A 14,050-nucleotide genomic window follows, 5' to 3' on the forward strand; every position below is an offset into this window, starting at 1 on the left:
CCCAAATGTCTGCACAATTATCCCGCAATCACCTGATTTTGCTAGGTGCCTTACTGGTACTAGCCTTGTGTCTTCGCCTGTATCGAGTTGGTACGTATGGCATTTATTTCGACGAAAAATCAACCCTGCTCATCAGCCAGGGCGTATGCCTCGAAGGGGCCAACCAGAAAGACGTTTTCAGTAAACCGTACTTTACTCCGGCCGAGTTCTGGAAGCCGAAAACCTATGCCGATTTCGTAGAGGCCAACATCCGGGGCGATATTGGCAATAGCCCTTCCTACTACGGGGTTCTAATGGTCTGGCTCAGCATCTTTGGTTTGAGCGACACAGCTCTCCGTATGCCCTCGGTGATCTTCAGTACGCTGATCGTCTGGCTATTATTTGTTTTTGTACGACGACATTTTCGCACAGGAAATACCGACCGCCCAGGCTCTTCTGGCTCACTTCGGTCGAACACCGTCGATACATTAGCCCTGACTAGTGCTGCTATTGCGACCATCGAGCCTTTTTTCGTGTCCTATAGTCACATAGCCCGCAATTACTCGATGTCCTTTTTTCTGACGTTGCTGGCGACTCATCTTTTTCTGCTGATCCTGGAACGAACTCAGGAATCGAACAACCAATTTTCCCGCACAAAAGCTCGCCCGACAGGCTGGTTGTACCTGGCATATGGACTAACGTTTGTAACGGCGCTCCTCTCCCATTACCTGACCATAACCGTGTTTTTGTGCCACGGACTTTATGCCTTACTGTATCTTCGGAACGTTCGTGCCTGGGTGCAGTTTGGCGTAACAGCCCTTGTCGGATTAGGATTGGTGTCGTTATGGTTTTTGTACGGTGGGGGCACCTATACATTTTATATCCTTGAAGAGCAGAAGAACTTTTACCGCAACCTGGCCCTGACCAATCCGCTCCATAATGGGTTCGGCATCATTCTGCCCGCAACAATCCCTAATATTCTGACACGGGCCGTTCCAGTTTTTTCGGATCTGTTCATCATTACCAATGGCCTGTCGGCCGTATTGGGCGGTATCCGAAACTCGTTGCTGGCATTGGGGCTGGGAACTGTAGCGACGCTGGTCATGCATCGGTATTTTCTGGTATCTAAGCCTCCGGTTTGGGTCTATGTGGCCGTCCCATTGCTTTTACTAGCTGGTTTACCTTTTTATACAGTCCTACCGATCCGCCTACTGGTGCTGTCGATTGCCGTTCCGTTTGTCTATCTGATTGGCCGATACATCCTGTATCAGACCGATACCCAGCAGAAACGATTAGTTTTTCTGTTGCTCATGCTGGCGCTGATCCCGACGTTCTTTTTGCTTTTCATGGCCTGGCGATCAGGACATACCTACGGCATCACCCAACGGTACTCCGGGTTCTCATTTCCTTATGTCTGTATTTTAGTGGCCTTCGGCTTTCTCCAACTGGTGCATACCCGCTGGTGGTTCAGTGTCCCCATTACTCTTATTTTGCTAATACAGGCGGGGTTCATTGGTCAGATACTGGTGGGGATTTATGAAGATACAGCGGCCAAATACACACTGTTTGGTGTGCCGCGCATCGCCAACCCATACTGGTCATCCGCGCAACAACTGAAACGACTGTACGCACCGGGCGATACCATTCTTTACCCCAATAAGCAGCGGGTTATTCGCTCCAAGAAAAACGATATTACCTTTTCGCCCGTTTCACTCTACGATGCCCAACTGGTCAATCTGTATCTGCCCAAAGATGCCCAGTACATCCAGCGAGTTGACCCGAACGAGCGCGACCGAATTGTACTGGTGAAAGGGGGTTCCGACAAAAAAATTACTATTTTTGACTTTCAGGGCAACAAATACCGCTATGGCGACTAAGCCGATCGGGGATCAACCTACCATGACGTCAACAACTGAATCAACCGATTTACAAACGCTGCAAGGCCAGCTTCGACTCAAGATACTGAGTTTATACAATCAGGCGCATGCCGGTCATATCGGTTGCTCGCTGAGCTGTATCGATCTGATGATTGCTACACTCATATTGAGAAAGCGCGAACAGGACACGTTTCTTTTGTCGAAGGGGCATGCCGCAGCCGCCCTATATACCTGCCTCAATCACCTTGGCGAGATTTCAGACGACGTGCTGGCTACCTATTACCATAACGGTACAACTCTCCCTGCTCACCCAGCTCCGAATCAGCATAAAGGCATCCCGTTTGCCACGGGTTCGCTAGGTCATGGATTACCTATTGGTACGGGTATTGCCCAGGCCGGTAAACTATTAGGCGACGACTCCCGTGTGTTTGTCTTGATGTCGGATGGTGAAACCAACGAAGGGACGACCTGGGAAGCCGCTCACTATGCCATTCAGCATCAGTTGGACAATCTGATCGTACTGGTCGACAAAAACGGCTTGCAGGGCTTTGGCTACACAGCCGAGGTGATGGGCGATACGGCCGACGTACGAACCTGGAATGCCATCGGTTTTGAAACGGTAGTGGTCGACGGGCATTCCATCAACGATATAACTACTGCCATCGATCAGCTTACGGCTACTCCAAATGGCAAGCCGAAATTGGTGATTGCCCAGACCGTAAAAGGGAAAGGCGTCTCCTATATGGAAAATCGGCTCGAATGGCATTATCTGCCTATGACTGAGGCTCAGTACGAACAGGCGAAGAACGATGTGCAGGACCGTTACCTGGCCTCTCAAATGGCGCAGGTTTGACCGTTTGCTCATTACCATTACCTATAAAACTGTATGTTGGCCTAGGCAAATCCATCTTTTGCCGTAATATTGCGGCCTAAATGAATTCGTCTGTCCCCGATTTGTTACCTACCAGCATAAAGCAGCTCAATGGACCGATTGTCGTTTTTGGAGCCAGTGGCTTCATTGGCGCCAACCTGTTTGAGCAACTCTTCCGCGTTCGCAAAGATGTGTACGCGCTGACCCACGATGCCACCAAAGCCTGGCGGCTGAAACTTCTGGACGTGCCGCCCGAAAACGTCGTTCACTGCGATATTCTCTCCAATACGTCGGTACAGGATGTGTTTGGCCGTATAAAGCCGAAAACGATTTTCAATCTGGCGGCCTATGGTGCCTACAGTAAGCAGAAAAATGTTGGCCTGACCTACGAGACCAACGTGCTGGGTACTGTTAATATTCTCGAAAATTGCACGCCCGATATGGTCTATATCCATGCAGGCAGCAGTTCGGAATATGGCTTCAATTGTACAGCGCCTAAAGAGACCGACCGGGTTGAACCCAATAGCCACTATGCCGTCTCGAAAGTATCAGCGGCTTATACGCTCGAATACTATGCCCGTGTTGCTCAGTTAAATACCCTGAATCTGCGACTTTATTCCATTTATGGCGGCTGGGAAGAACCGGATCGGCTCATCCCCCGATTGGTCGAAGAAAATCGAAAAGGTCAGTTACCCCCACTGGTGTCGCCCGATATCAGCCGCGATTTTGTCTATATCGACGATTGCGTAGGTGCGTTTGTGCAGGCCGCTTTGCGGGTCAATCCAGCCATTCGCGGCCGATCGTACAACATCGCTACCGGCCAAAAAACCACCATGCGTGAACTGGTCGATGTAGCCCGGCAAACGTTTGGCATAACCCAGGAGCCGGTATGGGGCAGTATGAGCAATCGGAACTGGGACTTAGCGGATTGGTATGGCGACCCATCGGCAGCCGAAGCCGATCTGGGTTGGAAAGCGACCACTCAACTTACCGATGGGTTGCGCCAGACCGCTGAATGGCAGGTCAATCATCAGTACGAGAGCCGGGTTATACCCGCTTTCCAGACGCCTACGCTCAATCCGGTGATTTCGCCCATTATTGCATGCTACAGAGATGCCCAGGCTATTCCGTACATGTATGAGCGACTGGTCAAAACCTTCAACGAGATGAAGGTGCGGTACGAAATCATTTTTGTGAACGACAATTCGCCCGATAACACCGACGAAGTCCTGAACGAAATCTGCGCCAAAGACCCTAATGTGATTGCTATCAAACATTCGCGCAACTTCGGTTCTCAATCGGCCTTTTTGAGTGGCATGGAAATCTCGTCTGGCGACGCTGTGGTGTTGATGGACGGTGATTTGCAGGACCCGCCAGAAGTTATTCCGAAGTTTTATGAGAAATGGCAGCAGGGTTTCGACGTCACGTATGGCGTTCGGATTCAGCGCGAAATGCCAGCTCATGTTCACTTTTTCTACAAGCAGTTTTATCGGCTGTTCAAACGAACGGCCTACATTAATATCCCGGTCGATGCGGGTGATTTTTCGATGATCGACCGGAAGGTGGTTCGGGAATTGGTCAATCTGCCCGAAACCGAACAGTTCCTGCGTGGCTTACGCGCCTGGGTTGGGTTCAAGCAAACGGGGGTCGATTACGTACGCCCGGAACGTATGTTCGGGGTGTCGACCAACAACTGGACAAAGAATATCTGGTGGGCGAAGAAAGCCATTTTCTCGTTCAGCTTTGCTCCGCTGGAGTTGATGACTTACGCGGGCTTCGTGCTTACAGGGCTATCGATGCTGGGCATTGTCTGGCAGATTCTGTCCCGGCTACTTAACTTTGATCCAAATACACCGTATGGTTTGTCGACCGTTATTGTATTGGTAATGTTTTTTGGAGGCATCAATTTGCTTGGAATCTCGTTTTTGGGCGAGTACATCAGCAAGATTTTTGAAGAGACCAAAAAACGTCCGAAATTTATCCGAACTCTGGTTCGTAAAGGCGATCGCATTTACAATACTCCGGACAAAATTTCGGCTTTAATTACGGAACGTAAACGATAGATTCTTTAACCATCGGTGAGTATCCGCGCGAAATGAGGTCCAGGTAAACACTGAGCACCGATTGTGAAGTTTTATTTCAACGCAGTTCATGTTGGCTGCCCGTAAACGTTCATGAGAAAAGAATTTTCAGCCGCCGTCGAGCGCATTGCTCGGGAAGACGATAAAATCATATTCATCACTGGCGATTTAGGCTATAGCGCGCTTGAAAACGTAGCCGATGTGTTGGGTCCCCGCTTCATCAATGCTGGTGTAGCCGAACAGAACATGGTGGGTGTAGCCGCCGGTTTGGCCTATAAAGGCTACAAAGTGTTTTGCTACAGCATAGCCCCTTTCGTGGTTTATCGGTGTCTGGAGCAGTTTCGAAACGATATTTGTCTGCACCGGATGCCCGTGTTTCTGGTGGGCAACGGAGGTGGCTATGGGTATGGCATTATGGGTAGTACCCACCACGCCATCGAAGATCTGGCGTGCCTGAGTAGTCTGCAAAACGTAAATACCTACATACCTGCCTTTGCCGATGAGGTTTCGCCTATGCTCGACCAGATTGTGGCCGGAGGGCGCCCCACGTATTTGCGGCTGGGCGCTGGCCCCAACACTCCCGATGGGGCTCAGACCTACGGCTCGTTCAGGCATGTGGTTCAGAGTGCATCGCCGATCGGTACCGTAGTGGCCCTCGGCCCGGTTGCAGCCAATGTATTAACCGCCTTACAGGATAAGTTGCTGGCCGATCAGTTCGATGTGTTTACAGCTACGAACCTCCCCCTTGATGTACCGGCCGATCTAGCGCACAAATGGGCTGGCAAACCCATGCTCGTTGTGGAAGAGCACGTATCGGTTGGGGGTCTGGCTCAGCAATTATCGGTTAAACTCCTGGCCGATGGAGCTGCACCGAGTCATTTCGTGAGTTTGTCGGCACAAGGGTACCCCAACGGTCTTTACGGCGATCAGAAATATCATCAGCAATTATCGGGACTCGATCCGGCCAATATTGCCCGGCAGTTAGCGTCATTTACAAATTAGTATCCTGATCCTTTGGTAACTTTATCCAATACCCCACAGACTCAACAAAAAGGCTACGGGCTCGTTGCTGGTTTAGTAGCTGGGGGGCTTGTTTTGATACCCGTCATCCTCTTCTGGTTTGTCTGGTCTACCTACTCGGTCAGCATACCCAAATGGGACGATCATGTACTAAGAGCATTTTTATCCGCTGTCGACAAAGAAACATCCTTTTCAGGCAAGCTTTACGAGTTTTATCGTCAGCACAATGAACACCGGATTGTCTACGACAGAATTATAACCTGGCTCGACTTCAGCCTGTTTGGGAAGTTCAATTACCGCCATCTCATGCTGGTTGGCAATCTGAGCCTGTTAGGGCTCATTGCCCTATTCGGTCTGGTACTGGGCCGATCAACGGTTTCGCAAGGCAAAAAAGCGAACCGCCAGATAGCGCCCAGCCTAACGGATTATGTGCTTTATCTTCCTCCTGTTGCTTTTTTGTTGCTCAACCTGTCGCAGTGGGAAAATATGTTCTGGGGTATGGCCGCCTTACAGAACTTTACTGTACTATTCTGGGTATTCTGGACGATTTACCAACTAGCGTTTTCAAATCGACTTTGGCCGGCTTTAGTACTGGCAACAGCCGCTACACTAACGAGTGGTAACGGCCTGCTGATCTGGCCGATCGGTTTTGCCATGTTACTTCTCCAGCAATTGCTGGAGAAGCGTCCGAACCGAAATGCCCTTATCATCTGGTCTGTTAGTGCCATCCTTCTCATTGGTCTCTATTTTTTCGACTACCAGAAGCCGCCAGGCAACCCACCCGCTCGTGGTTCACTCTTCGACCTCATCAAAGGCTGGCTTGCCTTCAGTGGTGCGGCCGCCGAAGCGTTTCCGGTTGGCCCTGCTTTTGCCAAATGCCTGATTGTTGGGAGTATTGCTACTGTGCTTGCACTCGGGAGTTGGGTATATCTGCTGGAAAAAGGGTTCGTTAAGAAGCAATTTCCTCCATTCAGTTATTTCTTTTTTGGAGCCACCGCTTTTGTACTTGGCACAGCCGCTACGGTGGCCTGGTCGCGGGTAGGTTTTGGTTTACCTTTACTGATTACGAGCCGTTATAAAATCTATTCGCTTCTTTTGCTAACCCTGGTTTACTGTTTCATTATTGTACAACAGCGAAAAACGGGACGGCTCTGGACACTCGTATTAGGCTTGGTATTCAGCGCGGGTCTAATGGCTAGTTCGTATCTGACCTATCTGAGCGATACCCTGTACTGGCGGCACTGGCTGGTTACGCATCAGTTTAACTGGACACACAACGCCAACAATGGGACCATCAGCATCGACTCGGTGTCCAGTCATTATACAGCGTTAGCGCCCGCTTTTTACGATACTACCCTACCAACGATCTTTGGACAACCGACTCAACCCGTTGTTCCGATCCAGATAGCCAAAGAACCGAGCGGATACATCATCCAGAACACGACCCTACCCGCACAGGGAATTCGGGATGAAGGCCCTTACCTATTGGCCCGATCCGATAGTCGCTCCTATTTGTTTCCTGTTCGGCAAAAGCAGCAGTCCGTAAAAGCGGCTCGTTTTCTGCCTGCCCACTTGTTTACGAACGGTTTTACGGCCGATGTACCCACAGAAGAAATGATTGCAGGTTCATATCAGCTCTTTATTTTAACCATCGCCAACGGCAAAGCCAGTCTATACCCCACGAATCAAACGATTGAGTCAGCCGGACCACCCACAACAACATTGAAAAAAAATTGGTAATTCGTTGGTACGAGTTGATGGTTTGCCATCACCATCGAATTGCAACCGCCAAACCCACATGCACTTTATGCAGCCAAACGCTCCAGTTACTACACAGCCCACACGCCCTGCTCTGAACCACCTGTTACAATTGGATGGGGTCCGGTTTATTGCTGTTGCCTTAGTGTTGTTCGACCACTGGACGATGGAGCATATCGAATTGCCAGTTGGTGCCCTTGGGGCCTTAGGGGTAACGATTTTCTTTGTACTGAGCGGCTTTCTGATTACCCGGATTTTACTATCGAGTAAAGACAAACTGAGCAACCAGCCTAACGGTGGCCTGGGTAAATACCTCAAAACCTTCTACATCCGCCGAACTATCCGCATTTTCCCGGTTTACTACCTAACCCTGATCGTACTGGCTCTTATCCATGAACCACCCGTTCGGGAAAAATTTGCCTGGTTAGCCCTGTATGCTACGAATATTTACATCGCTTTACACCATACCTGGATGGGAACGGTCGATCATTTGTGGTCATTGGCCGTTGAAGAGCAGGTCTACCTTTTTCTCCCTTTACTCCTGTTTTTTGTTCCTCGTCGGTATGTACCAATCACGGCCCTCTGCATGATTGTAGGCAGTGTCGGGCTGCGGTATGTACTTTATCGGGCCTACCTCCCCTGGTTTATCGGCTATGTGTCAACACCGACCTGCCTTGACTCGTTTGGGCTGGGAGCCATTATGGCCTATGGCTGGCTTTATCGCCGTGACCTGTTCAACAAAGTCTTTCGGTCGTCGGTATGGGTCTGGCTGAGTCTGGCCGGGTTTATTGGCGTGGGCTTACTGAATCAATGGATTTCGCTGGATTCCCCGCGCGGCTATCACAACATCATGTCGGACGTATGGGAACGGCTGGCCGCTTCCCTTTTCGGTTTCTTTCTGATTGGACGAGCCGTACTTGGGTTTGGGGGCGTTATGAAATGGGTATTGGAAAATCGGGTTAGTCAATACATGGGGCGAATCAGTTATGGTTTATACCTGTATCATAACTTCGTTTTCAACGTATATCATACCCGGCCTACCCATTTTACCGTTCGCTCCTGGCATCGAATTACGGATATACTCCCCGTTCTGAACAGTTCTTATTTTTTTCAATTCGCCTATTTCGTTTTTCTGACCGTATTACTGGCAACGGTTTCATGGTATCTGATCGAAAAGCCGATCAACAGTCTAAAAGATAAATTTTCCTACTAATTTGCCGGAAAGGACTTTATAGACGCCAACCGTTAGCTAACTCCCTACGTTTAGCCACCAACTATTTCTATATTTGCAGTATTGATAGGAATGAACTATCGGGTTGGCAATGTCTGTTGGTCCAACTTATTTCAAACCTGTTGGCAAACGACAGACGTACCGCCAACACCCTAAAGTACACTGAATGAGCCTCCTGCTGTCTATTGTAATGCCGGCTTACAACGAAGAAGAAGTCATCGAAACGGTTGTAAAGCTGTGGACCGATCTGTTGACCAACCAATTCCCCACCGAGAACACCCGTCTGATCGTTATCAATGATGGGTCGCGCGATAAGACCGGCGCTATTCTAGACCAAATCAAAAGTCGGTATCCAAAGCTGATGGTTGTTCATCAACCCAACGGTGGGCACGGTAACGCCGTAGTGAATGGATACCGTCAGGCCGTTGCCCTGGATTCAGAATACGTTTTCCAGACCGACAGCGACGATCAGTTTGTACCCGAAGATTTTGCCAAGTTGTGGGCGAAGCGGAATGAATCTCCTTTTATTCTGGGGTACCGCGAAGAACGGTTCGATGCACCAGCTCGCTTATTTATCACAAAAATCCTTCGCTGGAGCATAGCCTTTATTTACGGCACCTACATCAAGGATAGCAACATTCCCTTTCGGCTTATACGGGGTTCGTTCTTACGGAAACTGTTAGCTCAACTCCCAAATCCAACTCCCTTCGCGCCCAATATTTTTCTGGCTGTAATGGCTAAAAAAGCCGGGTACAATACCTTCGATATTCCAATTACCCACAAAGAACGATTAACGGGTACGGTATCGATTTTAAAATGGAAACTGCTGAAAGTGTGCATTCAGAGTTTTAAAGAATTAGCACAGTTCCGATTTGATCTGGGCAACAAAGTCAAAGAACTCAAAAAACCCGAGCCAGTTACGGCGTAAGTAATGATGTAAGATGTATGATACAGCCTATTTGATGCACTACGTTTACAGTAAACCCCTTACATCATATAGCTTACATCGTTCGTCTGATCCAACTCAACCATGAAGTATAAGTACGTTATTATAGGCTCTGGCCCCACGGGTCTGGGAGCGGCTTACCGCCTGAAAGAACTGGGCATTACCGACTTCGTTGTCCTTGAGAAAGAAGCCCGGATCGGTGGATTATCTAAAAGTTTTGTGGATGAAAAAGGCTTCACCTGGGATGTAGGAGGCCACGTTCAGTTTTCCCACTATAAGTACTTCGATGACCTGATGCACAAAGCTTTGGGCGCAGAAGGCTGGCTCAGTCACCAGCGCGAGTCGTGGGTCTGGATTGAGGGTCGGTTTGTTCCCTATCCATTCCAGAACAACATCAAGTACCTCACGCCCGAAACGATGTGGAAGTGCCTGGAAGGCATCATTCACAATTATAAATTTCCGACTAATAAGAAACCCGCGAACTTCCGGGAATGGATTCTGGCCACCTTTGGCCCGGGCCTGGCCGAAACGTTTATGTTTCCCTACAATTTTAAAGTGTGGGCTTACCCTCCAGAGGATATGAATGCCGTTTGGGTGGGTGAACGGGTAGCCATTACCGACCTGCAGCGGGTAACAAAAAACATCATCTTCAATCAGGACGATTTTTCGTGGGGGCCTAATAGCACGTTCCAATTCCCTAAACACGGCGGTACGGGTGGTATTTGGGAAGCCGTGGGCGATCTGATTGGCCGGGAATATATCAAACTCAATACAGCCGTCGAGAAAGTAATTGCCCCAGAGAAAAAACTCATCCTCTCCAATGGCGACGAGATTCAGTATGAGTACCTGATGAGCACGATGCCGCTCGACCTGTTTACCCAACGCGTGGAAGGACTCGAGTCAGAAACCGTGCAAACCGCGCAGGGACTCAAGCACTCTTCAACCAATGTCGTAGGGGTGGGTCTGAAAGGGAAGCCTAAAGAAAGCCTGAAAACCATGTGCTGGATGTATTTTCCGGAATACAACAGCCCCTACTATCGGGTTACGGTGTTCTCCAATTACAGCCCCAACAACGTACCCGACATCAACCAGCACTGGTCGCTGATGACCGAAACGAGCGAATCATCGGCCAAGCCCGTTAACCGCGAGACGCTGATTGACGACACCATACGCGCCCTGATTGACGATCAGTTGATCGAATCGGCCGACGATGTGATCTCGACATTCCATATGGCTTTCGATTACGGCTACCCAACCCCATCGGTAGAGCGGGATGGCATTTTGAAAGCCGTTCTGCCCAAACTGGAATCGTTCGACATCTATTCACGGGGTCGGTTTGGTGCCTGGAAGTATGAGGTTAGTAATCAGGACCACTCGCTGATGCAGGGGGTAGAATGGGCCAACCGAGTGGCGGCCAACATTCCCGAACTGACACTGCCATTCCCTGAAACCGCCAACGCGATGTGGGGGAAATAGAGAATGTAGCCGATACATGTCGGTCGATAGCCAATAGTAAGTCATGGTTTATTACTTACTATTGGCTATCGATTATTTTTAACCTATGAAACGAAACATCTGGATTGGTGCTGGAGCAATAGTGGTGCTGGTGATAGGCTGGTGGGTCTATCGGCAGTTCGTTCCGGCATCTCGTACAGTTGGGTCGTTAATTCCGCCCGGTTCGCTGATGATCCTGACAAGCGACCGTTTGCAGGACACCATTTCCCCCCGGGTTCTACGGACCGAGATGTCGCTCCGGCAAATACCCGTTTTTGATGAAGCTCGTCGGCGGTTGGACCGATTTTTATATTCTACCGCCGATTCCGCAACGGTTATTAAGTTTATATCCGGTCGGCAGGTACGATATTCCCTGCATTCCCTATCAAAAACAACCCTGGATTTCATCTTTTACATTCCCATTTCGGCGAAAGATGAGCCGTTTATCCAACGCCTGACTACACCTGATCCTCGTCAATATCGGGTACTCAGCCACACCTTTTCGGGCGAAAAAATTCTGGATTTAGTATCCCGCATGAATGAACCGATTGGCTCATTCATCCTGACGGACGGTTATCTGGTCGGCAGTGTGTCCGGAATCCTGATTGAAAATGTGGCCAAGCGAATGCACCAGCCCCTTAAGCTATCGCAGGCTGAACCTGATTTCCGGATCGATGCCGACCATCTGGCCGGGGTATCAGTCCGCCCGGAGGTACTTCAGGGGCTGTTCAGCAACGCAGGCTCACTGGTTCGTCTGTTTCTGCCGGAGGAACTAAACTTACAATTTCGTCAGTCGGCTTCTCGCTCACATCTGATTGGCTATGCGGTTGACCAGATTGGCAATCGACGCGATGTAGCCGATCTATTTGCCGATCAAACGCCCCAGCGCATTCAACACGCCAACCTGATCCCACAATCAACAGCCACCCTCTATCACATTGCCATTAGCGATGCAGACCATTTTGGCAGTTCATTGAGTCGGCTACTCGGGTCGGCCTCCAGCGATTTCCTGCGTGATCGTTTCGATCAAATTAAACCTGCCGCCCAAACGCTATACAAATCGCTGGGTAGTGATTTACTGTTAGTTCGGCTCGAATCACCAACGGGAGCCCTCCGACAGATTCTGATTCTAACGGGTAAAGACGGTAAAAAACTGGCGAACCTATATCAACTGGCGGCTTTTCAGGCTGGTGCCAAATCCCCATCTGCTCCCAAAGACTACCTGGGTCATAAGCTGTTACAGTTGCCCATTCCTGAGCTACCTGCTTCCCTGTTTAGTAGCCTGTTTGCGGGGTTTGCGCAAAGTTGGGCCACGCTGCACGGCAATGCTCTGATAGTTGCCAACAGTGAAGAAGCCATGCAGGATTACCTTCAACAGGTACAACGTGGCACTGTATGGACAGCGGATAAACGGCAGGCTGAGCTACTGAACACCACCCTTCGCCCTGCTAATTTTACGGCACTGGTTCGATTGAATCGGGCTCAAACAACGGTTCCCCCAACCTGGCCACTAGCCTGGCAAAATCTGCTGGACCAGGTTGACCCCGCAACGGGCAGTACGACCTTGTCGAACCTTGAAAACATGGCCTATCAGGCCAGCTATGGCAACCAAAACATTCAATCAACGGTTATTTTGGGCCGTACGACCCGACGAGCCAGCCGGGCTGTACTCAATAAATTGCTTCTGCGGAAGAAGGTTGAATTTGAAGCACCGCTCATTGCGGCCCCCATCGTAGCGGGCAATCTAAGTGATAGTTCGGCTCAGTTCTATGCGCAAAATGAAGCCGGTGAATTTGTGCTGGTTACGCCTAAGGGGGAAAAAATTGTTCAGAGCCACACGGATGGTCCCATTCGTAGTAATGCACTGGCAGTCGATTTCCTGAACAATGGCCGACTTCAATACCTGTTCATGACCGACCGGACGTTGTATGTAGCTGATCCGATCCGCAATCGGAATGAAGTTTTGTTGCAGGCTATACCCTTGCCACAGGGCATTGACCCATCCTATCTGGCTCGTCCACGGGGAAGTCAACAACGCAATCTGGTGGCCCTGGCAGCTCATCAGGATGGCCATATTTATGCCCTCGATCGGCAGCGTAAGGCCTTCATCCGGATTATGACAGCCCCACGAAAAGGGCCGTTGCAGCTACCGTTTCAGGTTATGGCCACTTCGTCGGGCATGAACGTGCTGGGTATGCAGGCCGACGGAACCTTGAACTACTGGCGCGAAAATGGAAGTGAGTTTCCGCATTTCCCGGCCCGTATTGAGCGAAAAAATGAAGATGAGCCTGAAATCAGGTTTGTAGGCCCAGCCCTGATTCCTACCGACCAAACCTTAATTCAGACTATTGCCGACGAAGGTCAACTGTTTTCTATAAACACCAATGGCCTTATCGCCAAACGGACTCAGTTGTACCGCCCGGTTCGTCGTGGATCGTTCCGACTATTTCCCGATGAGGAACAAACGAACTGGCTTCTCATTCGGGCGGCCGATACAGAAGTTACCATTCTGGATCAGCGAGGTCAACGCATGTTCGATGTTCGGGCGTTGCAGTCTGGTCGTAATAACGTTCGTTATCATCGCCTGGGCGCAGGCATCGAACTCATTAGCGTACAATCGGGCGGGTTTACGACCCTGTATGATTTGAATGGTCGGATTATTGGCGAACGCCCCATTCCGAGCGATTTTCCAGTAGTTTTGCAGTTCGACGAACGAACAAACGAATTATCGATTTTGAGCGGAATCAAACAGGCCGTTCAGCTATTCAGTATTAGATTGAGGTGAACGGGCTG

The 14,050-nt window shown here is 49.9% G+C and carries 9 protein-coding genes; all 9 read left to right on the top strand.

Annotated elements, in window-relative coordinates; genetic code table 11:
• Nucleotides 1-5 precede the first annotated feature (5 nt).
• Complete coding sequence (locus tag B153_RS0131130; RefSeq protein ID WP_020600668.1) at nt 6-1,856, top strand: glycosyltransferase family 39 protein; 1,851 nt, start codon at nt 6-8, stop codon at nt 1,854-1,856.
• A 22-nt stretch (nt 1,857-1,878) separates the two neighbouring features.
• Nucleotides 1,879-2,709: a transketolase gene (locus B153_RS0131135; RefSeq protein WP_040762410.1), complete on the top strand. Its 831-nt coding sequence runs from the start codon at nt 1,879-1,881 to the stop codon at nt 2,707-2,709.
• Between the two features lie 80 nt (nt 2,710-2,789).
• Nucleotides 2,790-4,790 (top strand): NAD-dependent epimerase/dehydratase family protein, encoded by a 2,001-nt coding sequence (locus B153_RS0131140; RefSeq protein ID WP_020600670.1) that lies wholly within the window; start codon nt 2,790-2,792, stop codon nt 4,788-4,790.
• A gap of 111 nt (nt 4,791-4,901) precedes the next feature.
• Nucleotides 4,902-5,810: a transketolase family protein gene (locus B153_RS0131145; protein ID WP_020600671.1), complete on the top strand. Its 909-nt coding sequence runs from the start codon at nt 4,902-4,904 to the stop codon at nt 5,808-5,810.
• Nucleotides 5,811-5,822: 12 nt separating this feature from the next.
• Complete coding sequence (locus B153_RS0131150; RefSeq protein ID WP_020600672.1) at nt 5,823-7,568, top strand: hypothetical protein; 1,746 nt, start codon at nt 5,823-5,825, stop codon at nt 7,566-7,568.
• Between the two features lie 67 nt (nt 7,569-7,635).
• The gene (locus tag B153_RS0131155) at nt 7,636-8,799 is read left to right on the top strand and encodes an acyltransferase family protein (RefSeq protein WP_020600673.1); all 1,164 of its coding nucleotides are present in this window, start codon (nt 7,636-7,638) and stop codon (nt 8,797-8,799) included.
• A 184-nt stretch (nt 8,800-8,983) separates the two neighbouring features.
• Nucleotides 8,984-9,745 carry a glycosyltransferase family 2 protein gene (locus B153_RS0131160; protein ID WP_020600674.1) on the top strand — a complete coding sequence of 254 codons (762 nt, stop codon included), beginning with the start codon at nt 8,984-8,986 and terminating at the stop codon, nt 9,743-9,745.
• Between the two features lie 102 nt (nt 9,746-9,847).
• Nucleotides 9,848-11,239: a protoporphyrinogen/coproporphyrinogen oxidase gene (locus tag B153_RS0131165; protein ID WP_020600675.1), complete on the top strand. Its 1,392-nt coding sequence runs from the start codon at nt 9,848-9,850 to the stop codon at nt 11,237-11,239.
• Between the two features lie 85 nt (nt 11,240-11,324).
• Complete coding sequence (locus tag B153_RS0131170; RefSeq protein ID WP_020600676.1) at nt 11,325-14,042, top strand: hypothetical protein; 2,718 nt, start codon at nt 11,325-11,327, stop codon at nt 14,040-14,042.
• Nucleotides 14,043-14,050 lie beyond the last annotated feature (8 nt).

The organism is Spirosoma panaciterrae DSM 21099 (assembly GCF_000374025.1).
GTDB lineage: Bacteria > Bacteroidota > Bacteroidia > Cytophagales > Spirosomataceae > Spirosoma > Spirosoma panaciterrae.